The following is a 23365-nucleotide window of genomic DNA, read 5'->3' as shown; positions in this document are numbered from 1 at the left end:
GTCGGGGTATCAGCTACGCGGCATGGTCGCGAGCGGCCTCGCCGAGCAGGCGCGAAGCAACCGGGTCGATGCGTGCGTCGTGCCCCGAGCCGGTCTTCAGCACGCTGCCGAGAATCGCACCGTCAGAACCGGCGATCGCCGCAGCGAGGGTGGCACCGGTCACCCGGCCGCCGATGAGCAGGTCGACCGCGTCAGAACCGAACTGAGCCCGAAGCCGGGCGATGTCGTCGATGGCGTCGGCCACGCCACTGTCGCGGGTGACGATGATCTTGTCTGCCGCACCGAACGAACGGGCCTCAGCTGCCGCCCAGTCGGTATTGCCAGACAGTGCGAGGCTGGTGGCTTCGTGGGCGTCGGCCCACACCTCGACAGCGCTGCCGAGCATCCGTTTCATCAGACTGACGTCGTGCGAGCAGCCTTCGATGAACCCGGTGGGCCCCACCGAGACGCCGGTGAGAACCTTCACCCGAACGAACTGGGCGTCGATCGCGTGCGCAATGGCGACGGCCGACGGCCCGTCATTGTGGCCGACGACGATTCCGACAGGTATCGTCACCGCGCGGCGAACCGCTGCCCCGATGACACTCATCGCCGCCACCGTGGCCGCACCGACGCGGTCGGCCTGCGGGTTGTCGCTCGCGTCTTGAATCATGACGTCAGTGAAGCCGCTTTCGGCGAGCACTCGGGCGTCAACCGCGGCGATCTCGGCCAGCTCGCCGACCTTCGCCCCGGCGTAGTTCGCGGCCCCGGGCAGCGGCGGCAGGTGGAGTACCCCTACCAATCGAAATGCGCCCATGAGCCTTCTCCAAATATCGAAACCCGAACAACTTGCTCAAACGGTATACCATTTGATGTGTCGGCCATGTTTCAGCGCGTTAAAACTGCGTTAATCAACGCAACGGTATGCAGTTTGCGAAACTGTTCAGCGATGAGGGGTTTCGGGAAGTGGGCTCAGCGGGTGGGCTCAGCGGGTGGATTCGGCGAGTGGATTCGAGAAATGGGCTCCGCGGCCCGCCGACTATCGCTGAAAGGCAGGGCGGTTGTCGAACACGAAGCGGTAATAGTCGCTCAGGCGCAGGTCGGCCGCCGCCTGCTCGTCAACGACGATGGTCGCGTCGGGGTGCAGCTGCAGCGCCGACCCGGGGCACATCGCCGTCAGCGGCCCCTCGACCGCCGCCGCTACGGCCGCAGCCTTCTGCCGACCCTGCGCCACGAGCACCACCCGCCGGGCAGCGAGAATGGTGCCGAGCCCCTGCGTCATGCAGTGCAGCGGCACCTGGTCTGGCGTGTCGAAGAACCGCGCATTGTCGGCGCGGGTCTCGGGCGTCAGCGTCTTGATGCGGGTGCGCGAGGCGAATGACGAGGTCGGCTCGTTGAAGCCGATGTGACCCGAGCCGCCGATGCCGAGAATCTGCAGGTCGACACCACCCGCTTGGCGAATCGCCTCTTCATAGTCGAGACAGGCCTGCGGCAGGTCGTCGGATGCCCCGTCGGGAACATGCACGCGGGCAGGGTCGAGGCGCAGCCGTTTCGTGACCTCCCGATCGATGACCGCGTGATAGCTCTCGGCGTGCGAGTAGGGCAGCCCCACGTATTCGTCGAGCGCGAAGGCGCTGATCGATGACAGCTCGGGGGTGCGCCGCCGTTCGAGCGCCTCGTAGACCGGCAGCGGCGACGAACCCGTCGCGACCCCGAGAACCTTCAGCGAGCCGTCGTCGACCCCGGCCAGAATGACGCCAGCAACGTAGTCGCCGATCTCCTCTGCGTTCTTCAGAATGATGACCTGCATGGTGTTCTTCTACCCTTCGACGATCTGCACGGTGCGGCCGGTGGCCACCGACTCCTGCGCGGCGAGCACGATCTTCAGCGTGCGGAGTCCGACGGCCCCGTCAGGTTGCGGCTGTACCCCTGTGCCTACCGCCTCGAGAAAGGTACCGAGCAGCGCCGCGTCGAAGTCGGGCCCGTACGGCAGTTCGAGAGGCACGCCCGAAGCCGAATCGAGGCCGTGCACGCGGGGGCCGAAGAAGTCCACGTCGACCGTGCCGCGCGTGCCGGCGACCGACAGCCTGACGCCGCCCCAGGTCGGGGCCGTCTCTGCGCGGCTCCACGAACAGTCGATCGCGGCGATCACACCGTTGTCGTAACTGATCGAGACCAGCCCGGCCGTCTCGGCCTTCGCCCGGTCGGCGTACAGCTTCTGGTTCGCCACCGCCGTGACCGACAGCGGCGCCGCGTGCATCAGGGCCTCGAGGAGGTCGGCGATGTGCACGACATGGTCGACGAGAGCTCCGCCACCCGAAAGCGCTGGGTCGGTGAACCATTCCCGAGCGCTCGGCAGCTTTCCGTTGTTGCTGCCGCGAACCGAGAAGACGTCGCCGAGGGCGCCAGCGTCGTAGTCGGCCTTGAGATGCAGAAAGGTGCTCGCGAACCGCACGGGGAACGCCACCATCAAAATGACCCCCGCCGCCTGGGTTGCCGCGAGCATCGCTTCGCCGTCGGCGAGCGTCGTGGCGAGCGGCTTCTCGCAGAGAATGTGGGCCCCGGCGCGCGCCGCCAGCTCCACGTGTTCGCGGTGATGGGCGTTCTCACTGGTCACGATGACCGCGTCGGGCTGCCAGGCGAGTAGCTCGTGATACGTGTCGACGTAGTCGACGCCCAGTTCGTCGGCGAGCGTACGCCCGCGCGTCTCAGCCGGCGAATGGATGCCCGGATCTGAGGTCAGCACAGAAACAGAACGGTTCTGCAGCAGCAGTTCGACATACCCGCGTGCGTGCGTGTGGGCGAACGACATGACGGCCACCTTGAGGGGGCGGGAAGCGGTGTTCACAGCGCTCTCTTTTCTTCTGCTTCGGCGCTGGCATCGACTCGCGAGACCAACTCCACCGGCTGGCCGGTCTCGAGCGAGAGCAGCGCGGCGTTCGCCAGCCGCACCGCCTCTGCGCCATCGACCACACTCACGCGCGGCTCCGGGCCGCCCCCAAAGGCCTCGGTGAACTCCCGCAACTCCGCGAAGTACGGGTTCTCGGCGGGGTCGACGTCGGGCAGCAGCCCGCCCTGCTCCGCCGCCTCGAGCAGGTGAGCGGTGTAGTTGCGTTCGGCCACCGACGAGTGTTCGAGGCTGCCGAGCGTTCCCGTCACCGAGTATTCCGTGGTGAAGGGCAGATGCGCGGGCCCCCAGATGCCGGCAACGTGGCTGATCGCACCCGAAGCATGCGTCAGCAGCACATGCGCTGCCTCAACGGGCGCCGCGGCAGTACCGGCGCGGTTCGAGACCGCCGAGACCCGCACAACCTCGCCCGCGACCCAGCGCGCGATGTCGATGTCGTGAATCATCTGATCCATGATGATTCCGCCCGACAGCGCCCGATCGGCGAACCAGGGTGTGCGCGTCGGGAACGCGCCAGAGCGGGAGAACCGCAGCACGGCGAGGTCTCCGAGCAACCCGCTCTGAACCGCCTCGTGCAGCCGCACGTATTCGGGGAAGAACCGCACCACGTGGGCCGGGTAGAGCCGCCTGCCGAGGCGCTCGGCCAGCTGCACCAGCTCGGCCGCCTCCTCGTCGGTTCGCGCGAGCGGCTTCTCTGAGATGACGTCTTTGCCGGCTTCGAGGGCCCGCTTCGCCACCGCGTAGTGCGTGAAGGTCGGCGTTGCGACATCGACGTAGTCGACGATGGCCAGCAGCTCGTCGAGTGTGTCGACGACCGTTCCCCCGTGGCGCGCCACAAGGTCAGCCGCACCGGCGTCTGAAAAGACGTAGACATCGGCACCGAGGGTGAGCAGATGCGGCAGGTGCGAATTGCTGATGCCGCCGGCCCCCACGAGGCCGATTTTGAGCGAAGAGAGTGTCATGAGTGTCTTTCCATCACGGTTGAGAACGGGTGGCGGGTCTACGAGAACGAATAACGTCACGAATGAGAGGGAGGTGGATGCCCAGGGTGGCCATGTGCGCACGAGTACGTCGTCGCTCGCGAAGCAGAGCGACGACACCGATCGCCCAGATGGGAAACTGAACGAGAAAGGCGACTTTGAAGGCCTCGAGCGAGTAAGTGGCCGGCGTGCCGGCATTCTGCAGATCCATCGCCACCCCGATGAGGAAGATCGCGATGACACCGGCCAGAAAGCCGCCCCCGTTCACGATTCCGGTGGCGGTACCGAGGCGGCTGGCGGGGTTGTGCGCCCGGGTGAAGTCGAACGCGATCATTGACCCCGGCCCACCCGCGCAGAGCACCAGGGCCAGGGCGATGAGCACGGCGAACGGGGCGCGCCCGGGCCACACGATCACGAGCATCCAGACCGCCGCCTGCGAACCGATGACCGCGAGTACCAGCCACGACCGCCGCAGTGGGTGCCGGGCTGACAGGGTGCCGACCACGGGCCCGAGCACCGCGCCGAAGACGACGTAGAGCGTGAAGATCGCCGAGGCGCTGCCGGCCGAGAGCCCCTCACCCTGAATCAGGAACGGATACCCCCAGAGCAGCGCGAACGCAGTACTGGCGAAGGGAGTCGAGAAGTGCGACCAGAACGCGAGGCGGGTACCCGGATGCCGCCAGGCCTCGGTGAACCCGCGCCGCAGGTCGCGCGGGGCGGTGATCACGGTGATCGCACCTGTTCGCACGGGTTCATTGCGCACAACGGCGAAGGCCAGTACAGCAACGAGCACACCGAGCGAGGCGACCGAGAGAAAGGCGGTCTGCCAGCCGGCCGCGTGCAACAGCGCGGCGAGCGGAATGACGCTGGCAATCTGCCCGAACTGGCCGAGCAGCCCGGTGATCTGGGTGACGACGGGTGCCCGACGCGGCGCGAACCACGCGGCGATCACCCGCAGAATGCTCGGAAAGATCGCGGCATCACCCGCGCCGAGCAGCACCCGGGCCCCGATGGCAACACTCACGTCGGTGGTCAGCGCCATGACGACCTGCCCGAGGGCCATCACGATCATGCCGGTGGTGAGCACCTTTCGCGCGCCGAACCGGTCAAGAAGCAGCCCGGCGGGAATCTGCAGCGCGCCGTAGACCAGCAACTGCAGCACGGCGAACAGCGAGAGCGTCGAGGCGTCGGCGTGAAAGCGGGCAGAGGCGTCGACACCGAGCGCAGACAGCGAGGTGCGGTTGAGGATCGAGACGGAGTAGGCGATGACGCCGACGATCCAGATGAACATCAGTCTGTGGTCGGTGCGCGCTGTGCGCACTGTGCGCACCGTGGCCGCGAGGTGGGCCTGCAGCCCGGCGCCGGTGCTAGCCATGGGCAGCCCCCACCGGCGGGCTCGGGGGTGACGGCGTGAAGCCCGACGGGCCGGCAGCTGACGGTTCTCTCACAGCGGTGGCGGTGGCGCTGCCGAGCATGCCGTGCGCACGCACAGCGAATCCGGGCTCGAGCTCGTGGCCCGCCCAGCCGAGCATCGCAGCGCCGATGAGGCCGCCCTGCGAGGTGAGCGCCGACCGGATGATCAGCGGAGCCGCACGCCAGCCGAGCCGCCGCTCGACACCGGCTCGCAGCGGCAGAAGCACGGCGTCGCCCGCGGCAGAGAGCCCGCCTCCGATCACCACGACGGCGGGGTCGAGCACCGCGGTCAGCCCGACCACCCCGACGGCCAGCGCTTCGACCGCGTCGTGCCAGACCGCTCTGGCGATGGGATCGGTGTCGAGCGTCGCCGCGAGCTCCCGCGTTGAGCCTGCGGCTGTGCCGCCCGCTGCACGATAGCGCGTGAGGATGCTCGTGGCCGAGGCGTACGCCTCAATGCACCCGTGCTGTCCGCAGGCGCACAGGTCGCCGTTCGGAACCGCCGGAACATGGCCGAACTCCCCCGCGGCACCCGCCGCACCCCGCACCAGCACGCCCGATGTGACAACGGCCGCAGACACGCCCGTACCGATCGGAATCAGCACAAAATCCGCGAACGCGTCGGCCGGCTGGGGCTCTGCCGACCCCACAGAGCCCGCCGCACCCGTCGCTCTTGCCGCCGCTGCACCGACCGCCGCCGCTCCGACCTCCGCCGCCCCCGCATGCGCGGCCCGCTCAGCCAGCGCCGCCGCACGGGCGTCGTGGTCGACCCGCACCGGGATTGTGAACTCCTCTTCGAGGCGATCCCGAAGCGGTAGCGCCTCCCAGCCGAGGTTCGCTGCGAACGCGATCGTTCCCGTCGCGGCGTCGACCAGCCCGGGTGACGCGATGCCGATTCCCACGGGCAGGTAGCCATCGGCGAGCACACCCGAGTGGAGCATCCGGATGACCGCCAGAACCGCCGCATAGGCATCACCGTCAACGTCGAAGGTGCCGACGGTGAACTTCTGAACGACTACACCGAAGCGGTCGACGGCGGCCCCTTTCACGGTGGTGCCACCGATATCGACGGCCAGTGCCACCGCGGCGCGAGAAGTGGGGTGGTGCTCGGCCGCGCGGTGGTGCTCAGTCACGGGGTGGTGCTCAGTCACGATGCGGCGGCCCCGTCGAGCTCGCGCACGAGCCGCTCGATTCGCGCGGGTGCCAGCACCTCTTCGAGAATCAGGTGTGTAGCCCCGCGCACACCCGCATCGCCCGGGCTGCTCGCAGCGCGCACTTCGAGGTCGTTCGTCACGAGCGGCAGGCACTTCTGAAAGAGTTCGGCCCGAATGGCTGCGACCAGCGGCGCCGACGCCGACATGGCTCCGCCCAGAACCACGTCGCGCGGATTGAAGAAGTTGACGATCGATGACAGCACGCCGCCGATCGAGGTGCCGGCGGTTCGCAGAACGTCGACCACGTGAGCGTCTCCACCCCGGCCCAGCTCGACGACATCGCTCGCCGTTCGCACGTCGTACCCCTCAGCGGCCAGCCGTGCGACGATCGCGCCGCCGCTGGCCACCGACTCGAGGCAGTGCGGGGCCCCGCACACGCACGAGATGGTCGATGTGCCCTCGACCGACGTGTGGCTGATCTCGCCCGCCGCTCCCCCCACCCCGCGGTGCAACCTGCCCGACGAGATGATGCCGCAGCCGATGCGCGTGCCGAGCTTGATGGCCAACAGTTCGTCGGTTTCCGGATGCACGTTCGACTGCTCGGCGAGAGCAATCAGGTTGGCGTCGTTCTCGACCAGCACCGGCACCGCCGTGTGAGCAGAGAACAGAGCCGGGAGGTCGGCGTTGTGCCAGCTGGGCATGAACGAGGGCAGAACGACCCGCCCGCTCGGAAACTCGATGGGAGCGGGCAGCCCGATGGCCACGCCGCGAAGCAGTTCGGGTTCGAGCCCGTTCGCCACCACGAGATCGGTGAGCGCACACCAGAGACGTTCGACGGCAGACGACGGGCCGTCTTCGATCGAGACCGGAACGTCTTCGACCACGAGCAGCACCCCGGTGAGATCGGCGATGGCCAGCTGCACGTGGTGGGCGCCGACATCCATAGCGCCGACGAAGCCTGCAGAACCCGGCACCTCGAGCGAGCGGGCACGACGGCCACCGCGGGAGAGCTCGTTGTCGCCTTCAGTAACAAGGCCGAGCCGCACGAGAGCGTCGACCCGCAGCGAGACCGTCGACGGCGCCATGCCGATCTTGCGGGCCAGCGCCGACCGCGACGTCACGGCGCCGGAACGAATGAGGCGGAAGATGTCGCCCACCGAACCAGGGGCGTATTCCTGGTCTCGGAACAGTTCGGGTCGTTTCATGTGCTCAAGACTACTCGCACAAATCGAACAAAGACTACCGATTTGCGAATGACTTGAGCTAGTCTTCGAATCGTAACTCGCACGAAACATACGAACCGTAGCGTGGAACGTACGCCGCACCATCACGTATCGAGGAGACAGCATGGCCAGGAAGACCCGGATTTGGACAGGATCGATAGCATTGTCGGTCGCCGTAGCTCTTTCACTGAGTGCGTGCGCTCCGGGCGGTACCGCGGCACCCGCGGCCTCCTCCGGGCCCGTGTCGACCGACGTCGCCTCAGCCGGCCCGGTCACCCTCACCGTGTGGGATCAGAACACCGATGAGGGCATCACTGATGCGCAGGAAGCGTTGAACGCGGCCTTCACCAAGAAGTACCCGAACGTCACCATCAACCGCGTCACACAGTCGTTCGCCGACCTGAAGACCACGCTGAAGCTGGCACTCTCGGGTGACAACCCGCCCGACGTCATCCAGGCCAACCAGGGCTACCCCGACATGGGCGCGTTCGTGCAGGGCGGGCTGATCCGGTCGCTGAACGACTACAACGATGTGTACAAGTGGAGCTCGTACTACCCCGAGTCGCTACTGAAGATCAACTCGTTCAGCGCTGACGGCAAGAAGTGGCAGGGCGACAACCTCTACGGCATCTCGCAGACCGGCGAGGTGGTCGGGGTCTACTACAACAAGAAGATTCTCACGCAGCTCGGGGTCGCTGCCCCTACCTCGCTCGCCAGCCTCGAGACCGACATGGCAGCGGCGAAGAGCGCGGGCATTCTGCCCATGGCCTACGGAGACATCGAGAAGAGCCCGGGCATCCACCTGTTCGGCATCGTGCAGGCCTCGCTCGCCGGCGCCGACGCGGTCAACAAGCTGGTGACCGGGCAGGGTGGCGCGTGGACAGACGATGTGTCGGTGAAGGCGGCCACGACCATTCAGAACTGGTCTGACGAGGGCTACATCACCAAGGGCGCCAGCGGTATCTCCCGCGACGACGCACTCGCCCAGTTCGAGGCCGGAAAGTCGGCCTTCTATGTGGTGGGCACGTGGAAGCAGGCGGCCATTTCTGCAACGCTCGGCGCAGACGCGGGCTTCACGACGCTGATTCCCGCCGGCGGCACCACGCCCGTCACGACCGGCGGCGAAGGCCTCGCCTGGGCCGTGACGACCGGCTCGAAGCACCCCGACGTCTCCGCTGCCTACATCGACTTCATCAACAACGCTGACGCGGCCCAGACCTTCATCGACAAGAAGAGCCTGCCCTCGGTCATCCCCGCCGGGTACACCCCGACCGCGGGCCTCGAGACCGACGTGTTCAAGACCTACGGCGCGGTCACCGCGTCGGGCGGCCTCGTTCCCTACCTCGACTACTCGACGCCAACGTTCTACGACACCCTCACGAGCGCCGTGCAACAGTTGACAGACGACCAGGTCACCCCGAAGGCCTTCACTGAGATTCTGCAGAAAGACTATTCGAGCTTCCTCTCGAGCAAGTAGGCCGATCACTCATGACAGTCACCGCTCGAGTTCGGTCGAGTGAGCTGCGCCAGACGGGCACGGTCACCAAGAACCGTGCCCGTCGTCGCCGCATCGACGCGTGGAAGGCATTTCTCTACGTCGTTCCGGCCCTCGCGTTCTCACTCACCTTTCTCATCGTTCCCACTTTCCAGACCGCGTGGTACTCGTTCTACAACTGGAACGGGCTGAGCGCGGCCACCTGGGCCGGCGTTCAGAACTACGTCAACATCGTGCAGGACGAGAAGCTGCGCGACTCGTTTCTGCACGTGGGCGTGCTCGTCGTCTTCTACTCCTTCATCCCCATCGTCATCGCCCTGCTGCTCACCATGGTCATCTCGCGGGCGCATGCCCTTCGCGGCATGTCTTTCTACCGCACCGTACTGTTTCTGCCGCAGGTCATCGCCTCCGTCGTGGTCGCGACGACCTGGCTCTCGATCTACTCACCGAACGGGCTGCTCAATACGGCGCTGCGAGGTGTGGGTCTCGACTCGCTCACCAAGGTGTGGCTGGGCGACTTCAGCACGGCACTCGTCTCGGTGGGCTTCGTCGGCACGTGGCTGAACGTGGGGCTCTGCCTCGTGCTCTTTCTGAGCGGTGTCGGCAACGTGCAGCCCGAGCTGTTCGAGGCAGCCCGCCTCGATGGCGCGAGCAGCCTGCAGGAGTTCTTCGGCATCACTCTGCCGGCCCTTCGTGGCCAGATCACCGTCGCGCTCACGCTGACCGTGGTGTCGTCGCTGAAGACCTTCGACCTTGTCTACATCACGACCCGCGGCGGGCCGGGCGATGCCACAACCGTTCCCGCATACGAGGCGTACAACCGCGCATTCAACTCGGGCCAGGTGGGTTCGGCGGCCAGCGTCGCCGTGGTGCTCACCATCGGCATCCTGATCATCACCGCGCTCATCGGGCGACTGCAACCGAAAGAAACCGAATGAAGATCTCTCTGCCAGAGAAGCTCGTCACCTATCTGGTGCTGACGTTCTTCGCGGCCTTCGCTCTGGTGCCCCTGCTCGGCGTGGTCATCACCGCCGTCACCCCCTCGAGCACCAGCGGGGGGTTTCAGATTCCCCGCTCGATCGACCTCGGCAACTTCGTCGAAGCGTGGAACCGGGGGCACTTCGCCAGCTACCTGCTCTCGAGCATCACCGTGGTGGTCGCCGTGGTCGTCATCACGACCGTGCTCAGCGTGCTCGCCGGCTTCGCCTTCGCCCGCCTGCGCTTCTTCGGCTCGAACATCATCTTCTTCGTCATTCTCGCGGGGCTGCTGCTGCCCGCCGAGGCCTTCATCATTCCCCTTTATTACAACCTGCGGTCGGCGCACATCACCGACAGCTACTGGGCGCTCATCCTGCCGCAGGTGGCCCAGTCTCTCGCCTTCGGCATCTTCTGGATGCGCAACCAGTTCATGACCTTCCCGAACGAGGTCATCGAAGCGGCCCGGCTCGACGGGGCATCCGACCTGCGCACGCTCTGGCAGATCATCGTTCCACCCTCGGCGCCGTCGATCATGACGATGTGCCTGCTCATCTCGATGTGGACCTGGAACGAGTTCCTCATCCCGCTCGTCATGGTCACCCGCGACGACCTGCGCACCGCACCCCTCGGGCTGGCGTTCTTCCAGGGCCAGCACGCCACCGACTACGCGTTGCTCGCGGCCGCCGGCATCATCATCGCGGCCCCCATCGTCATCCTCTACTTCTTCTTGCAGAAACGCTTCATCAGCGGAATGCTCGGCGGGATCTCGAGCCGGTGACCGCCATGAACACAACCGAGCTGTTCGACCTGCTCGCCATCGCCGAAGCCGACCGCGAAGACTGTCTGGCCCTGCTGGCCGACCCGGCCCACGACATCGTCGTCGCCGAGGTCGCCGCTTCTCTCACCCGCAGCTTCGGAACATTCAACGAAATCACCGTCACCGAACCGACCCAAGACCCCCTGGTCTGGCTGAAGGCGTACTTCAGACTCACCCCCGCGGTGCTCGAATGGCACCGCGAGCGCGGCATCCCCGAGCAGGTCACGCGCGACACCCTGGCCGATGTCGGCCGACACCTGGCCATCAGCCGCCGTGTCACCGGCGAGTTCAGCCTGCAGACCTGGCGCTGGCTCACCCACCACTTCACCGTGCGCATCTTCGCGCTCGGCCGGTTGCAGTTCGCGCTACAGCGAACCGATCTCGAAGCCGCGGGCGCCATCACCCCGGGCGACTGGGTACTCGCGGTGCACATCCCCGAACAGGGCCCGTTGCTGCCCTCGCTGGTCGACGAGAGCCTTGCCGCGGCGCGCTCCTTCTTTCCCCGGTTCTTCGGCGACCGGCCAGTCACCGTTGTCACCTGCGACTCGTGGATGCTCGACCCCTTCTTGCTCGACCGCGTCTCTGCGACGAGCAATGTCGGCGCCTTCGTCAGACGCTTCACCCCCCTCGGGCACTCAACCGACGGGCACACGGATGCCCTCTACTTCGTCTTTCGCACCCGCGACCTCGATCGTCTGAGCGAGCTTCCCCGCGACACTTCGCTGCAGCGCGCCGTGCTCGATCGCCTCGAGCTCGGTGAGACATGGCAGGTCGCGTGGGGGTACTTCCGACTCTGAGGGAAAACCCGAAGGCGGCCCCACACGCGCCGCCCGTCGGGAACACCCCGCAGGATGCTTCGAGGGTTCGCGTCATAAGCTGTACGGGTACCGCTGAGCACCAGGCCTGCCCATCAGCACCAGGCCGTCACAGAGACCAGGCCCGAGAAGAGATGACCGAAGAGACGGCGAGAACCGCTCGGCAGCGTACCGAGGTTGCCACCGGCGTCAGCACCGACGTCGAGGTGCGGCGCTCCGGCGGGCTCGCCCGACCGGTCAGGCGGCCCGGGGCGACCGTCGCCGTGTACGACACGGTCACCGAGGGCATGACCGGGTGGCAGTTTCTCCGCACATGGCGCTGGTTCGCGTTCATCGCTTCGGCAATCGTCTTCGCCGTGGTCTGCGTGTTGCTCGCCCAGTGGCAGCTCGACCGCGGGCTTCAGGCATCGGCAGACAACAGCATCGTCTCGGCCAACTTCGCCGCCGCCCCGGTCGCGCTTGAGAAAGCTCTGCCGACCCTGGGTTCGTACGATGCGACGCAGAGCTGGCAGCGGGTGAGCGCGACCGGCGTGTATCTGGCCGACGACGAGCTTGTTGCGCGAAACCGTTCGAACAACGGCTCCAACGGCTTCGAGGTGATCACTCCCCTGCAGCTGAGCGACGGCTCCGTCTTCATGGTCGACCGCGGCTGGGTGGCGCCCTCAGCCACCAACGCGCTCGCGCCGGGCGAAATCACGCCGCCGGCCGCCGGAACCGTCGATGTCGTGGTGCAACTGCGGCCGAGTGAGGCTGCGCAGGGAACTGCGAACGCGCCGGGAAACCAGATCGCGTCGATCACCCTCTCGCGAATTCACGATCGGTTCGGCACAGATGTCTACACCGGCGCCTACGGGGTGCTGAACAGCCAGTCGCCAGCAGCGAACCCGGGCCTCGCGGCGATTCAGACAACGATGCCCACCGAAGATGTCGGGCTGCACTACTCCTACCTGGTGCAGTGGGTGTTCTTCGCGCTGATCGGGTTTCTGGCACTCGGTTTCGCGATGCGCAAAGAATACCGCCAGCTCAACTCCGACGACCCGGAGGAACGAGAGCGAGCATCAGCGCGACTGAAAAAACGCGCACGCAAGCCGTTCAGTGACGAAGAGCTCGAAGACGAGGAGATCGACGGCTTCCTGCCTCTCACCCGGTGGGGTGTTTCGGGTACAGCAGGCGACCCGAAACCCTAAGGGGTAGCCGCGGTACCCGCGGTACCGGCGCTGACCGCGGCCACCTGCGCCGCCGTCAGCGGGAGCCAGGGCGAGCTGTCAGCGCTGAGAACTGCCGCAGCCGGGCTGTCGCCCCTCGTCCACCACTTCGCCACATACGGCACCGTGTTGAACAGCACGCGGTCACCCTCATTGTAGGTGGCGTTGCCCGACCAGTCGGGGTAGGTGCCGACCGGCAGTGTCGGCACAACATACGGCGTCTCGCCCGCCAGAACCGGGCCGATGAGCGCCCAGGGAGTACTCGACGCAGTGAGCACCGGGTTGTCTGGAACGTCGCCGAGAGTCCACCACTTGGCCTCGTAGACGGTGGCGTGCCAGACGACCTTGGTGCCCGCGACATAGGTCACGCCTGCGGCCCAGATCGGGTACGGGCTGGTCGCGGGGTCATCGGCAGGCGGGTCGGATTCGCGGCCGCGCGCTGCGGGAGCCGTAGAAGTGGGCGTCGGCGTCGGCTGTGTGCCCGCGGCGTCGCTGGCAGGCACCGTCGTGACGGGCAACGGCGTGGCGCTCAGGCCGCCGCCGAAACCTGCATTCAACACCTCGGCAAAGGTCGTGCTGCCCTGGTCGACCCCGCTGCACTGGTTCGACACCGTGGCGAGATCGAGATAGTTGGGGCCGCACGAGCGGTCGCGGTTGAGCGACCAGGCCGAGAGTCGCCCGAGCTGCTTCAGCTGGCCGAAGGCGTTCAGCTGCGCCGCGTCAGCGAGGGTGAACACCTCGCCAGCGACATCGTTCTGGCCGATCATCGGCGTCGCGCCGAGCTTCGCCCAGAGCGACGCGTCGGTCAGCTGCGTGCCGGCCGTGATGTACTGACTCGCGAGTTGGGCATGCACGGCGTTCAGCGCGTCGATGGCGACCTGGCCCATGCTCTCGTTGTGCAGGTCGATGCCGTAGTCCATCGTCATGATGTTCACCCCGGCCAGATCAACACCGTCGGCAAGCATCTGCGAAACCAGACGGGTGCCATCGGCAGTGAGGCCGGTGGGCATGGTGGGCAACGTGAGCCAGACCGTGAGGTCGTCGCCCTGTGCCCGGCGCTCTGACTGCAGAGCGGCGATGGCAACGGCCCGGCGCTCGCCTGCCAGCGAATCGCTCAGGTCGCCGGCTTCGACATCGAGGTCGATGGTCGACAGGTCGTAACGGTCGATGACCGACTTGTACGCCTTCGTCAGATCGCCGACGTTCGTGCAGGCGGTGGCGAGGTCAGTGTTGATCGCGCCCCCGAAAGACACAATCGGATCCCCTCCGAGCTGGCGCAGCCGCGCGATTCGGCGATCGATGTCGAGATTCTCTGCCGCGGCATCCAGAGTGTAGGCCGCACCCCAGCTCGGCGTGCAGTCGGTGGCCGAATGCGCGACGACGAACGACAGCACCACATCGTTCTGCGCGTCAGTAGCCGGGGCCTCGAACGCATACTGCGGCGTCACGGTGGCGTCGACATAGCCGGCGAACGACGGCGCAGCCTGGCTCGCCCGGGCCTGATCGACCACGAAGAAGCGAAAACCGAAGATGCTCACCAGCACCACTGCAGCAACGACAACGAGGCCGAGCAGTACTCGCCAGAACGACAGCCGCTTTCCCGCGCGTGGGCTGGAGGGTTCGGCAAACGGCGGGCGGCCGGCAGGAAAGACGGGCAGGCTCATGCGGTGGGGCTCTCGTTCTCGCTACCACCGAGAGTGCCGACGGCGATGGGTTCAGGATGATCGGGGGTCTCCGCGAGCGCGACAATCGGTGTTCGACGAGAGGGCTTCTTGCGCTTCACGCGGTGGTTGCGGTCGCCCGACCCGGCCGGAGCGTGCCCATGGTAGAGCGCTGTCTGCCAGTCGAAGTCAGTACCCAGCGTCACCACAGTGTCGTCGGAGTGCGTGCGTTTGCGGTCGACCCACATCCAGTCGGTCAGGCCCAGCCAGATGTCGACGAGCGAGTTCAGCACGCCGATGTTGTCGACGATGGCCCACGCGGCGCACATCGCGTTGAATGCAGCGAACGCTGCGTTGCCCCAGTTCTGGTCGACGACGTTGCGCCAAACCGTGAACACCGAGAAAGCGACGATCACATAGGGCGCCACCACGTAGAGAAGGGGCGACGCGGTGCGGTTGCGCACCTTCGGGGTGCGGGCGAACGGAATCTTCTTGCCCGTCAGCGACTGCTCGACCGACTTGACGACACCGGCCAGGTTGACCGGCAGCAGAATCAGATTGAAGCCGTAGATGCGAAAAATGTCGGCGAACTTGTACCCGCACGCGCGGAGGTCACTCGTCTGCGCGATGAAGTACGGCAACGCCGCCACGAGCACCAGCGGGCTGAGCAGCCGACTGTCGTACGGGTAGACGAGAAGGAACACGAGGCCGACGCTCGCCCACGAGATCGAGGCCATGTAGTTCACCCGCAGCATGCTCTCGAGCCAGCGCACCGGGATGCCCGCGCGCTTTCGCGCCTTCAGCTGGCGCAAGAACTTCGGCAGAATCAGAAGCCCACCGTTGGCCCAGCGACGGCGCTGCACGATCAGCGAGCCGAAGTCGGGCGGGGTCGCGCTGTAGCTGAGCCGCTCAGGGTAGTTCACCAGAGTCCAGCCGTGTTCGGCGAGGTCGATGCTCGACTCGGTGTCTTCGATCACGGTTCGGTCTTGAACGTACCGGCGCACCTCGAAGGCACCCACCGATTCGATCTCGAGGATGTCGTCGAGGGCCTCCATGCGAATGACCGCGTTCGCGCCCACCCAGAACGTAGCGTTGTACTCGGTCAGCCCCTGGTGCAAGATGTGCTGCAGATCGGTGGTCGCCCCGGCGAGGCGCTCAATGCGGGTCGGAGAACCCCGAAACGCGGAGTAGGGCGTCTGCGTGACAGCCACTCGCTCGTTGTCGGGCTGCTCGAGCAGGTACACGAGCCGCAGACAGTAATCGCGAAGCAGCAGGGAATCGGCATCGAGAGTGAGCAGGTACTGGGCGTTCGGCACGACGAGTTCGGCCTGCTGGGCATCCGTCACCGGCCGCAGGAAGGGGCCGTCGGGGGTGAGCTCCGTGCGAAAACGCCCGCCCATCAGGCCGATGTAGGCGTTGAGGTTCATCGCCTTGTTGGCCTCGTGCGAGAGGGAGGCGTATTTCTTGCGCTCGAAGGTCGCGGTCTCAACAGTGAAGATCCAGACCAGGCGACGGTGCAGTTCGAGCATCCGGTCACTGGTGAGATCGATTGAGCCATCGAGTGAAGCTTCGATCGCCCGGCCGGTGAGCTCGAGGTCATCGGCCAGGCCGCCCAGCACCTCGTCGATGAAGAAGGTGTCGACGTGATCTTCGTGCTCTTCGGCGGCGGCCATGTCGCGCAGCCAGCGGGTTGCACTGTCATACTCACCGGCGAGCGCGCTGACAGCCTCAGTGGAGACGGTGCCGGTTGCCGACAACCCGCTCTCGAACGCGAACAGGGCGTCAGAGAAGCGGGTGCTCGGGTCGATCAGTGCTTCGGCGATCTCGTTGGTGAGGCGGCGAGTCGCGTCGAGGCGGTAAGCCACATACGGGTCGGTCGGGGCGGGCGGGTCGTCGAGCAACAGCACGAGGTGCAGGCCCGGGTACTCCTGCAGCGCCGCAGACCACAAGGTCTTGCGCACCACCGACGGCTCTTCGGCGTACGAGGGCACGAGAACAGTCATGCCGTCGAGATGCGGTTCGGCGAAATGACGGTCGAGCTCGGCCCTCGGAACGCGCACATGGTCGCGGAACCGGCGGAGTGCACCCTGCCGGGCAACCAGGTACATGAGCGCCGAGAACGTGAGAAAGGTGACGACCACCAGGTAGAAGATCGCTTCGAGCGACAGACGAAAGTCTTGGTTGCCGTATTCGAAGATCAGGCGCGCAATCGTGGTGATGACGTAGAGGATCCACGCGGTCACCGTGATCACCACCGCAATGCGGCCCCAGACGATCTTCGCGTCGGAGGGGCGTTTGTGCACGGTGGGCAGCGGGATGCGGTTGCGCTCGGATCCCCACTGGCGTCGGCGGGTGGTGGGAGGTTTCGTCGACTTCGGCATGCGTCCTAAAGTTCGGCAGGGCGCCGGAATCTCGCCACGAGACTGGGTGGCTCGCGTGCAGAACGTCGGCTATGAGGTCTAAAGCGAGAGTGCACGCGCGGGTGCTGCGGCAGGGGCTCGGTGTTCAGCACATTACCCGACTCTCTGTGCCATCGAACAGAAACCTGTCGCAAAACTGGGGCAAACCTTACCGAACGACGGCGCTACTGAACGGTTGGGCCCGAAAAGCGTGTATTGGGCTGACCGCTACTCGACGCGCAAGCCGAGGTGCTGGGCGAGCCACGGCGCGAACAGGGTGAGCTGCGCGTCGTCGATGGTGGCGCCCGCGAGGCCGGCCAGCCCGTGCAGGGCAGAGAACTCGCTCGAGCGCAGGTCGACGTTCACGAGGGTGGCCCCCGTGGTGTCGAGGGTGCCGATACGGCAGTCGATGAGTGCGACCCTGTTCGCGGTGACGCCGCCGAGGTCGAGGTCGGTGATGGCGCACCCTTCGATGACCACGTTCGACAAGCGGGAGCCCCGCAAATTCAGGTAGTCGATTTTGCCACCGCGCACGTGCACGGAGTCGAGTTCGGCGTCGAACAGTTCGGCTGATCCCCAGCGCGGGTTCTCGATCAGAACATCACGCCACGTCGTACGGGCTGCCTTCAGCGAGTGGGCGAACGTCGAATCGAAGACGGTCTCGATGAAACGACTGCCGCGCAACTCGGCGTCGGTGAGGGTGACAGAGGCGAAACGGCACTCGAGAAACGAACATCCGGCCAGGTCGTACTCGGTCACATCGGCGCCGGCGAACAGTTCGGCTTCGCGGTAGTCGCCGGCCATGAGCTCTTCTGCGCCGGCCGGCTCGAGCCGCGACACCGCGCGCGGTTCGAAGTCGACGCGGGGCGGTTGGGGCTGGGCCTTCGTTTTCTCACGCACGCGCCCACTCTATTCGCGGCGACTCGGTTCGGTCTGTGCGGCGACTGTTCACGACCGCCCCTGCAGCGACCCTCTGCGGCTGGCTAGGCTGGGCGCGACGACGACGAAAGTGAGACCATGCCGCTGCTCAGGGAACACGCGACCGGCGCCCTCGCCCCCGCCTCGGCGGCCCGGCTCGCGGGGGTGCTGCGGGGCATCCCGAACCCCGCCACTGTGACGCTGGCTCTGGATGCCCAGACCCTCGACCTACCGCCCGAAGCCGTCTCTGCCGTGGTCGACCTGCTGCAACGGTTCGCCGACGGGCAGGCCGTGGTGGTGGGGTCGACCGACTCGCTGCTGACCACCTCGCAGGCCGCCGAACTGGTGGGCGTCTCGGCGACATACCTGCTGCGGCTCGCGAACGAGGGCGTGATCGCGGTGGAGTACCGCGGTACGCACCGCCGTTTTCGGCTCGCCGATGCGCTGGCCTACCTCGAGACGTCGCGCCGGGCGAAGGCCGAGAAGGCCGCCGCGGCTGCAAAACCGGCTGGGGCTGATGCCGAGCCCTCGTAGATCACACCTGAAAGGTGACGTGAGGAGGGCGGGCCCAAAGATCATCCACCCCGCCACAGTACGGTTTTCGATAGCGACGATCTACACAGCACCACAACAACTTTTACCTATCGAAGCCCTGGCAGCGATGTCAGGCTGGCGACGCAATACCCGCCGACTCGTCAAGGCGCGGGGTGGGGATGTTGAGCCGGCGGGCTTCGCGACGCGTGTCTGCGAGTACGGCCAGGGGTTCGGGCGCGTGGGGGTCTGTGTGGGCAGCGAGGCTGGGCTTGGCGAGAGGCAGTACCACGGTCACCCCTGCCATCATCGCGCCGACCAGGCCGGGCAGCCGATACGGCAGCATGGCGGCGTGGTGTCGACGGAAGTCGACCCCCCGAGCCTTGAGAACGGGCAGAAGCTCACGAGCCGTCAGGAACGCGTCTCGGAGTGCTCGACGGTCGCCGATCATGTTCGCCAGCGACCCGCTCCGAAGCCCCTGAGCGAACATGCCTGCATCAGAGATGAAGTGCAACCACAGCCACCCTCGCATGTCCCGCTCTTCGCGAATGGTGAGACCGGCCTGACGAAAAGCTGTCTGCACATCGCGTTCCCGACGCGTCGGCGAAGCACCGGCCGTGCCGACAATGACGGATCGGAGCAAACCGCCGTGCAACACACCATCGTCCCCGAAGCCGCCGCCTGCCTGTGGAAACCCAAACACGACGCGATCGACGGGAAGCGGTGCGATCGCGTCGAGAGGCTCCTCCCACACGTTGCCGAAGACGAACACCGATGCCTCGCCGAGCCGGGGAGCCAAAAATGCCGCCGCCTCTGAAAGACGGTGGTGCGCGACGCTGAGCACGATGAGATCGAATCCGTCTTCCGCGGCTACGGATTCACGCAACCGAATTGCGAACGACTCGCGGTTCCGCCTGCCGAGCGGCCAGCGACGCGCGTCGATCAGGTCTATCCGCACGTCATCGCCGTACTCCGCTGCGCGCCCCGGACGGACATAGAACTCGACGTGGTGCCCGGCTTCCTGAAGCAGGCTTCCGTAGATCGTTGCAATCACTCCGCGACCGAACATCAGAATTCTCATGCCGCACCCTTCGGATAACATGGAGATTGTCTCCATGTACGAGAATATGGAGATCGTCTCCAATTGTCAACGGAGGACTCATGACGGAGCCACGATCATTGCGCGCCGATGCCCGGCGTAACCGGGATGCGATCGTAGCGGCTGCGCGAGCGGCATTCGATGACGATGAGCAGTTTCGCTTCGATGATTTCGCGGCGCGCGCCGGCGTGGGCGTGGGCACGCTCTACCGGCATTTCCCCACCCGGGAGGCGTTGGCCGCGGCGGTGTACCAAGGCGAGGTGACTGCGCTCTGCGATCGGGCCCGCGACTCTCTACAGTCGCCTGGCGAGAACCTCAACCTGTTTCTGCGCGGCTTCGTGGACTACGTGGTGGAGCATGCCGGCCTTGCGCGCACGCTGGCAGCCGTCGTCGCTCCCGCCGTTCAATCCGACGGCGGGAGCCAACTCGAAGACACCGTCGCCACGCTGATGACCCGGGCTGTCGCCGACGGCGCCATCCGCCACGATGTCGCCGCAGGGGCGGTGATGGTCGTTCTGCACGGCATCGGTTCGGCGACTGACCGGCCCGACTGGGCGTCCGAGTCACGCGCCGCGGTAGAACTGCTCATCGCCGGACTGGCAAATGTTGCTTGAAAACCAGGGCTCGAGAACGTCATGACGAAATTGCTCTAACGCGCCACCGACGGTAGCTCAGCTGGCGCCAGCCTCCGGCCGGCCAGCCACGATCTCAACCGCATTGTCGCCGACCCACTCCACCAGGGGGATGAGTCGGTCGGCGAGCGAGCGCCCGCGATCGGTGAGCTGGTAGTCGACGCGGGGCGGAATGGTGGCCTGCACCGTGCGCAGCACCATACCGTCGGCCTCGAGCACACGGAGGGTCTGCGCCAGCATCTTCTCGCTGATGCCCCCGATGCTGCGCCGCAGCTCGCCCCACCGCAGAGTGTCGCCCGAGAGCGCCACGATCACCAGTACGCCCCACTTGCTTGTGACATGGTCGAGCACGCTGCGGCTGGGGCAGTTCGCCGCGAAGACGTTCACGCCAACGACGGTTTGCAATGACACGGCTTCACTCATGGTTAGTAGCTTACCAAATAGTGGGTACCTTCGTTCGGGAAGTACCGAGGCCCTTCTCCCGTTGACCCCTGATGTAGCTCGCCTCCACGAAAGGATCCACCCCATGTCACTCGTCGTCACCGGTGCCACCGGCCACCTCGGCCGCCTCGCCATCGATCACCTCATCGCCCGCGGCACCCCGCCCGCCGACATCGTCGCGGCTGGTCGCGATGCCGGTCGACTGGATGCCCTGAAGAGCCTCGGCGTTCGCACCGCCGTCATCGACTTCACCGACCCGGCCACCCTCGCCGCCGCCTTCGAGGGCGCCGAGGGTGTTCTCCTCGTTTCAGGAAGCGAAGTGGGCAGCCGCGTACAACAGCACATCAATGCCATCGACGCAGCCAAAGCGGCCGGCGTGACACAGATCGTCTATACGAGCGCTCCGAAGGCCGACAACACGACGCTCGTGCTGGCCCCAGAACACACGGCGACCGAAGAGTACCTGCGGGCATCCGGAGTCGACTTCACCATCGTGCGCAACAACTGGTACAACGAGAATTACACCCAGACCCTCGGGCAGGTTCAGCAGACCGGCGTCTACCTCGCCAGCACCGGCACGGGCCGCGTCGCCAGTGCCAGCCGTTCCGACTACGCCGAGGCTGCGGCTGTGGTGCTCAGCACCCCGGGGCACACGAACGCGACGTACGAGCTCTCGGGCGACGTAGCGTGGAACGGCGACGACTTCGCCGCCACCCTCAGCGATGTGCTGAACCGCGACGTCGTCTTCGAGTCGGTTTCGAGCGAGGCCCACACCGAGGTTCTGCGCTCGGCAGGCCTCGACGAGGGCACCATCGGCTTCATCACCGCGCTCGACGCCAACATCGCCGCCGGCGAGCTCGACAAGATCACGGATGACCTGTCAACGCTCATCGGCCACCCCACCACCCCCGTCGCCGACACCCTGCGCACCGTGCTCAGCTAGCCGCCGGGCCCTGGCCCTAGCAGTGCGAACGCCCGGGGTCGAGCCCCGGGCGTTCTGCTGCTGAAACCGCACTACTCGCAGCGGCGCGACGTAGGCTCGCACCGTGAGTGACACTTTTCGCCGCCGACTGCGCGCGCTGCCCGATTTCGCCGAAACTCTGCCCTCGTTCGACCCAGAGGCGGCACCGGATGACCCTGCCGAGTTGTTCGTACAGTGGCTCGACGAGGCCATCGCTGCCGGCATCCGCCAGCCGCACGCTTTCAGCCTCGCCACCGCGCTGCCCGCCGCGCACAGCCCCGTTCCCGGGGCCGACGGCGCCACCGGGCCCGCACTCGTGACCCTCTCGTCGCGCATGCTCATCTTGAAGAACCTCGACGAAGGCGGCTGGCAGTTCGCCAGTTCGCGCACCTCCCGCAAGGGCCGCGAGCTCGAAGCCAACCCGTTCGCGGCGCTCAACTTCTACTGGGCCGATCTGGGGCGTCAGGTGCGCGTCGCCGGCCCGGTCACCCTGCTCTCTGCCGAGGCCTCAGCGCTCGACTGGTCTGAACGCCCGGCGGCAGACGCCCGGCCCAACCCCACCTGGCAGCTCTACGCCGTGCAGCCCACCGAGGTGGAGTTCTGGCAGGCCAGCCACGACCGACACCACATTCGTCACAGCTACACGTTTCCCGCGTGACCGGCTTCCCTGCCTGACCTGCTTCTCTGCCTGACCGGCACCGTAGTGTTGGTCGTATGGCACGCGACAACACCCACGCCCTCTCGTTCGGCCTCGCCGTCGACGACTACGAGCGTGGCCGCCCGAGCTACCCCGCCGCTGCGGTCGACTGGATGCTCGCCCAGTCGAGCCCGAACGAGCCCCCCAGCGCGGCTGATCTCGTCATCGTCGACGTCGGAGCTGGAACCGGAAAGTTCACCGCCTCCTTCGCCGAACGCGGCCTGAACGTCACGGCCGTCGAGCCCGACTCTGCCATGCGCGCCCGATTCTCGGCCCGATTTCCCCACGTCGAAGCGCTCGAGGGAACCGGCGAATCCCTGCCGCTGCCCGACACAAGCGTCGACCTCGTCACCTTCGCTCAAGCTTGGCACTGGGTCGACGTCGAAGCCGCCTCGGCCGAGATTGCCCGCGTACTGAAGCCCGGCGGCACGCTCGGGCTGATCTGGAACATTCGCGACGATTCGGTGGAGTGGGTCAGGCAGCTCGGCGAGATCATGGGCGCGAGCGCAGCAGAGGAGTACGAGACGCTCACCCCGCCCGTGGGGGCGAGCCTCGAGCGCGTAGCCCACGCCGACTTCTTCTGGGACAACCCCCTGAGCCGCGAGCAGCTGCTGGCGATGGTCACGTCGCGCAGCTACATCATCGCGATGAGCGAAGACAAGCGACGGGCGCTGCTCCAACAGCTCGAAGAACTTCTCGACGAGCATCCACAGCTCGCAGGCCACGACACCTACGTGATGCCCTACGTCACCTCGGTGACGCTCGCCAGAGCGCTACCCGTCAGCTGAAGCGCTTCTTGGCGCGCTTAGCTGCCTTCTTCGCGGCCTTCTCGGCTGCGTCACTGGCGTCGGCGGTGGCCTTCTTGGCGGTCTTTACGGCCTGCTTGCGGGCCTTCTGAACCTTGGGATCGTTCCAGAACGTGCTTGCGGTGGTCGCGATCTCTTTGTAACGGGCTTTGCCCGCTTTCGCACCCAGCGTGTAGGCGGCGAAACCGATCACAACGACAAAGAACAGGGTTACTTTACTGCGCATGGGTATGTCTCCATTCGTTTCGTGAAC

Annotated in this window: 23 protein-coding genes; 10 read left to right on the top strand and 13 right to left on the bottom strand. The window is 66.3% G+C overall.

Annotated elements, in window-relative coordinates; genetic code table 11:
- Window positions 1–13: 13 nt before the first annotated feature.
- The 7 genes from D4765_RS00765 to D4765_RS00735 all read right to left on the bottom strand — a co-directional run bounded on the left by D4765_RS00765 (window position 14) and on the right by D4765_RS00735 (window position 7639).
- A complete protein-coding gene (locus D4765_RS00765; RefSeq protein WP_136640303.1) occupies window positions 14–796 on the bottom strand; it encodes a BtpA/SgcQ family protein in 783 nt (260 codons plus the stop codon).
- 222 nt (window positions 797–1018) lie between these two features.
- Window positions 1019–1789 (bottom strand): glucosamine-6-phosphate deaminase, encoded by a 771-nt coding sequence (locus D4765_RS00760; RefSeq protein ID WP_136640302.1) that lies wholly within the window; start codon window positions 1787–1789, stop codon window positions 1019–1021.
- 9 nt (window positions 1790–1798) lie between these two features.
- Window positions 1799–2827 carry a Gfo/Idh/MocA family protein gene (locus D4765_RS00755; RefSeq protein WP_237280190.1) on the bottom strand — a complete coding sequence of 343 codons (1029 nt, stop codon included), beginning with the start codon at window positions 2825–2827 and terminating at the stop codon, window positions 1799–1801.
- The gene (locus D4765_RS00750) at window positions 2824–3849 is read right to left on the bottom strand and encodes a Gfo/Idh/MocA family protein (RefSeq protein WP_136640301.1); all 1026 of its coding nucleotides are present in this window, start codon (window positions 3847–3849) and stop codon (window positions 2824–2826) included. Before D4765_RS00750 ends, D4765_RS00755 begins: the two co-directional genes overlap by 4 nt.
- A gap of 13 nt (window positions 3850–3862) precedes the next feature.
- The gene (locus tag D4765_RS00745) at window positions 3863–5242 is read right to left on the bottom strand and encodes an MFS transporter (protein ID WP_338054609.1); all 1380 of its coding nucleotides are present in this window, start codon (window positions 5240–5242) and stop codon (window positions 3863–3865) included.
- Entirely contained in the window at window positions 5235–6413 is a 1179-nt protein-coding gene (locus D4765_RS00740; RefSeq protein ID WP_161580297.1) for an ROK family protein, read from the bottom strand. Before D4765_RS00740 ends, D4765_RS00745 begins: the two co-directional genes overlap by 8 nt.
- A gap of 14 nt (window positions 6414–6427) precedes the next feature.
- On the bottom strand, window positions 6428–7639 hold the full coding sequence (locus D4765_RS00735; protein ID WP_161580296.1) for an ROK family transcriptional regulator: 1212 nt from the start codon (window positions 7637–7639) through the stop codon (window positions 6428–6430).
- A 142-nt stretch (window positions 7640–7781) separates the two neighbouring features.
- On the opposite strand from D4765_RS00735, the gene D4765_RS00730 reads away from it, so the two are divergent.
- The 5 genes from D4765_RS00730 to D4765_RS00710 all read left to right on the top strand — a co-directional run bounded on the left by D4765_RS00730 (window position 7782) and on the right by D4765_RS00710 (window position 12949).
- The gene (locus D4765_RS00730; RefSeq protein WP_136640298.1) at window positions 7782–9134 is read left to right on the top strand and encodes an ABC transporter substrate-binding protein; all 1353 of its coding nucleotides are present in this window, start codon (window positions 7782–7784) and stop codon (window positions 9132–9134) included.
- Window positions 9135–9145: 11 nt separating this feature from the next.
- The gene (locus D4765_RS00725) at window positions 9146–10090 is read left to right on the top strand and encodes a carbohydrate ABC transporter permease (RefSeq protein ID WP_136640297.1); all 945 of its coding nucleotides are present in this window, start codon (window positions 9146–9148) and stop codon (window positions 10088–10090) included.
- Window positions 10087–10908: a carbohydrate ABC transporter permease gene (locus D4765_RS00720; RefSeq protein ID WP_136640296.1), complete on the top strand. Its 822-nt coding sequence runs from the start codon at window positions 10087–10089 to the stop codon at window positions 10906–10908. Before D4765_RS00725 ends, D4765_RS00720 begins: the two co-directional genes overlap by 4 nt.
- 5 nt (window positions 10909–10913) lie before the next feature.
- Entirely contained in the window at window positions 10914–11744 is an 831-nt protein-coding gene (locus tag D4765_RS00715; protein ID WP_136640295.1) for an acyltransferase domain-containing protein, read from the top strand.
- A 152-nt stretch (window positions 11745–11896) separates the two neighbouring features.
- Complete coding sequence (locus D4765_RS00710; protein WP_161580295.1) at window positions 11897–12949, top strand: SURF1 family cytochrome oxidase biogenesis protein; 1053 nt, start codon at window positions 11897–11899, stop codon at window positions 12947–12949.
- On the opposite strand, the gene D4765_RS00705 is transcribed toward D4765_RS00710, so the two are convergent.
- From D4765_RS00705 to D4765_RS00695, 3 genes are all read right to left on the bottom strand, one after another.
- A complete protein-coding gene (locus D4765_RS00705) occupies window positions 12946–14631 on the bottom strand; it encodes a chitinase (RefSeq protein WP_136640293.1) in 1686 nt (561 codons plus the stop codon). The genes D4765_RS00710 and D4765_RS00705 overlap by 4 nt on opposite strands.
- Complete coding sequence (locus tag D4765_RS00700) at window positions 14628–17009, bottom strand: glycosyltransferase family 2 protein (RefSeq protein ID WP_136640292.1); 2382 nt, start codon at window positions 17007–17009, stop codon at window positions 14628–14630. Before D4765_RS00700 ends, D4765_RS00705 begins: the two co-directional genes overlap by 4 nt.
- A 246-nt stretch (window positions 17010–17255) precedes the next feature.
- Window positions 17256–17927: a pentapeptide repeat-containing protein gene (locus D4765_RS00695; protein ID WP_136640291.1), complete on the bottom strand. Its 672-nt coding sequence runs from the start codon at window positions 17925–17927 to the stop codon at window positions 17256–17258.
- Window positions 17928–18044: 117 nt separating this feature from the next.
- Between D4765_RS00695 and D4765_RS00690 the strand changes: the two genes are divergently transcribed.
- Complete coding sequence (locus tag D4765_RS00690; protein ID WP_136640290.1) at window positions 18045–18479, top strand: helix-turn-helix domain-containing protein; 435 nt, start codon at window positions 18045–18047, stop codon at window positions 18477–18479.
- Between the two features lie 130 nt (window positions 18480–18609).
- Here D4765_RS00690 and D4765_RS00685 read toward each other — a convergent pair whose 3' ends face one another.
- Window positions 18610–19557 (bottom strand): ketopantoate reductase family protein, encoded by a 948-nt coding sequence (locus tag D4765_RS00685; protein ID WP_136640289.1) that lies wholly within the window; start codon window positions 19555–19557, stop codon window positions 18610–18612.
- A gap of 80 nt (window positions 19558–19637) precedes the next feature.
- Between D4765_RS00685 and D4765_RS00680 the strand changes: the two genes are divergently transcribed.
- Window positions 19638–20189, top strand: coding sequence for a TetR/AcrR family transcriptional regulator (locus D4765_RS00680; protein ID WP_136640288.1), 552 nt, complete (start codon window positions 19638–19640; stop codon window positions 20187–20189).
- 57 nt (window positions 20190–20246) lie between these two features.
- Here the strand turns inward: D4765_RS00680 and D4765_RS00675 are convergent, their stop codons facing one another.
- On the bottom strand, window positions 20247–20630 hold the full coding sequence (locus D4765_RS00675; RefSeq protein ID WP_136640287.1) for a winged helix-turn-helix transcriptional regulator: 384 nt from the start codon (window positions 20628–20630) through the stop codon (window positions 20247–20249).
- Window positions 20631–20733: 103 nt separating this feature from the next.
- Here D4765_RS00675 and D4765_RS00670 point away from each other — a divergent pair, with 103 nt between their 5' ends.
- The 3 genes from D4765_RS00670 to D4765_RS00660 all read left to right on the top strand — a co-directional run bounded on the left by D4765_RS00670 (window position 20734) and on the right by D4765_RS00660 (window position 23094).
- Window positions 20734–21591, top strand: a complete 858-nt coding sequence (locus tag D4765_RS00670) for an SDR family oxidoreductase (protein ID WP_136640286.1) — start codon at window positions 20734–20736, stop codon at window positions 21589–21591.
- Between the two features lie 103 nt (window positions 21592–21694).
- Window positions 21695–22267 carry a pyridoxine/pyridoxamine 5'-phosphate oxidase gene (locus D4765_RS00665; RefSeq protein WP_136640285.1) on the top strand — a complete coding sequence of 191 codons (573 nt, stop codon included), beginning with the start codon at window positions 21695–21697 and terminating at the stop codon, window positions 22265–22267.
- Window positions 22268–22323: 56 nt separating this feature from the next.
- Window positions 22324–23094, top strand: coding sequence for a class I SAM-dependent methyltransferase (locus D4765_RS00660; protein WP_136640284.1), 771 nt, complete (start codon window positions 22324–22326; stop codon window positions 23092–23094).
- On the opposite strand, the gene D4765_RS00655 is transcribed toward D4765_RS00660, so the two are convergent.
- Window positions 23087–23338: a hypothetical protein gene (locus D4765_RS00655; RefSeq protein WP_136640283.1), complete on the bottom strand. Its 252-nt coding sequence runs from the start codon at window positions 23336–23338 to the stop codon at window positions 23087–23089. The two genes, D4765_RS00660 and D4765_RS00655, sit on opposite strands and share 8 nt — an antisense overlap.
- Window positions 23339–23365: the final 27 nt, after the last annotated feature.

It is taken from the genome of Subtercola vilae (genome assembly GCF_004923255.1).
Taxonomy (GTDB): domain Bacteria; phylum Actinomycetota; class Actinomycetes; order Actinomycetales; family Microbacteriaceae; genus Subtercola; species Subtercola vilae.
This window is presented reverse-complemented; position numbering and strand designations above follow the sequence as displayed.

What these genes read in the sequence shown, in the direction of transcription:
- D4765_RS00705 (WP_136640293.1), bottom strand. Translation starts at nt 14,631, where the DNA reads ATGAGCCTGCCCGTCTTTCCTGCCGGCCGCCCGCCGTTTGCCGAACCC.
- D4765_RS00675 (WP_136640287.1), bottom strand. Translation starts at nt 20,630, where the DNA reads ATGAGTGAAGCCGTGTCATTGCAAACCGTCGTTGGCGTGAACGTCTTC.
- D4765_RS00720 (WP_136640296.1), top strand. Translation starts at nt 10,087, where the DNA reads ATGAAGATCTCTCTGCCAGAGAAGCTCGTCACCTATCTGGTGCTGACG.
- D4765_RS00670 (WP_136640286.1), top strand. Translation starts at nt 20,734, where the DNA reads ATGTCACTCGTCGTCACCGGTGCCACCGGCCACCTCGGCCGCCTCGCC.
- D4765_RS00750 (WP_136640301.1), bottom strand. Translation starts at nt 3,849, where the DNA reads ATGACACTCTCTTCGCTCAAAATCGGCCTCGTGGGGGCCGGCGGCATC.
- D4765_RS00725 (WP_136640297.1), top strand. Translation starts at nt 9,146, where the DNA reads ATGACAGTCACCGCTCGAGTTCGGTCGAGTGAGCTGCGCCAGACGGGC.
- D4765_RS00685 (WP_136640289.1), bottom strand. Translation starts at nt 19,557, where the DNA reads ATGAGAATTCTGATGTTCGGTCGCGGAGTGATTGCAACGATCTACGGA.
- D4765_RS00680 (WP_136640288.1), top strand. Translation starts at nt 19,638, where the DNA reads ATGACGGAGCCACGATCATTGCGCGCCGATGCCCGGCGTAACCGGGAT.
- D4765_RS00715 (WP_136640295.1), top strand. Translation starts at nt 10,914, where the DNA reads ATGAACACAACCGAGCTGTTCGACCTGCTCGCCATCGCCGAAGCCGAC.
- D4765_RS00655 (WP_136640283.1), bottom strand. Translation starts at nt 23,338, where the DNA reads ATGCGCAGTAAAGTAACCCTGTTCTTTGTCGTTGTGATCGGTTTCGCC.
- D4765_RS00690 (WP_136640290.1), top strand. Translation starts at nt 18,045, where the DNA reads ATGCCGCTGCTCAGGGAACACGCGACCGGCGCCCTCGCCCCCGCCTCG.
- D4765_RS00730 (WP_136640298.1), top strand. Translation starts at nt 7,782, where the DNA reads ATGGCCAGGAAGACCCGGATTTGGACAGGATCGATAGCATTGTCGGTC.
- D4765_RS00765 (WP_136640303.1), bottom strand. Translation starts at nt 796, where the DNA reads ATGGGCGCATTTCGATTGGTAGGGGTACTCCACCTGCCGCCGCTGCCC.
- D4765_RS00710 (WP_161580295.1), top strand. Translation starts at nt 11,897, where the DNA reads ATGACCGAAGAGACGGCGAGAACCGCTCGGCAGCGTACCGAGGTTGCC.
- D4765_RS00760 (WP_136640302.1), bottom strand. Translation starts at nt 1,789, where the DNA reads ATGCAGGTCATCATTCTGAAGAACGCAGAGGAGATCGGCGACTACGTT.
- D4765_RS00660 (WP_136640284.1), top strand. Translation starts at nt 22,324, where the DNA reads ATGGCACGCGACAACACCCACGCCCTCTCGTTCGGCCTCGCCGTCGAC.
- D4765_RS00700 (WP_136640292.1), bottom strand. Translation starts at nt 17,009, where the DNA reads ATGCCGAAGTCGACGAAACCTCCCACCACCCGCCGACGCCAGTGGGGA.
- D4765_RS00735 (WP_161580296.1), bottom strand. Translation starts at nt 7,639, where the DNA reads ATGAAACGACCCGAACTGTTCCGAGACCAGGAATACGCCCCTGGTTCG.
- D4765_RS00745 (WP_338054609.1), bottom strand. Translation starts at nt 5,242, where the DNA reads ATGGCTAGCACCGGCGCCGGGCTGCAGGCCCACCTCGCGGCCACGGTG.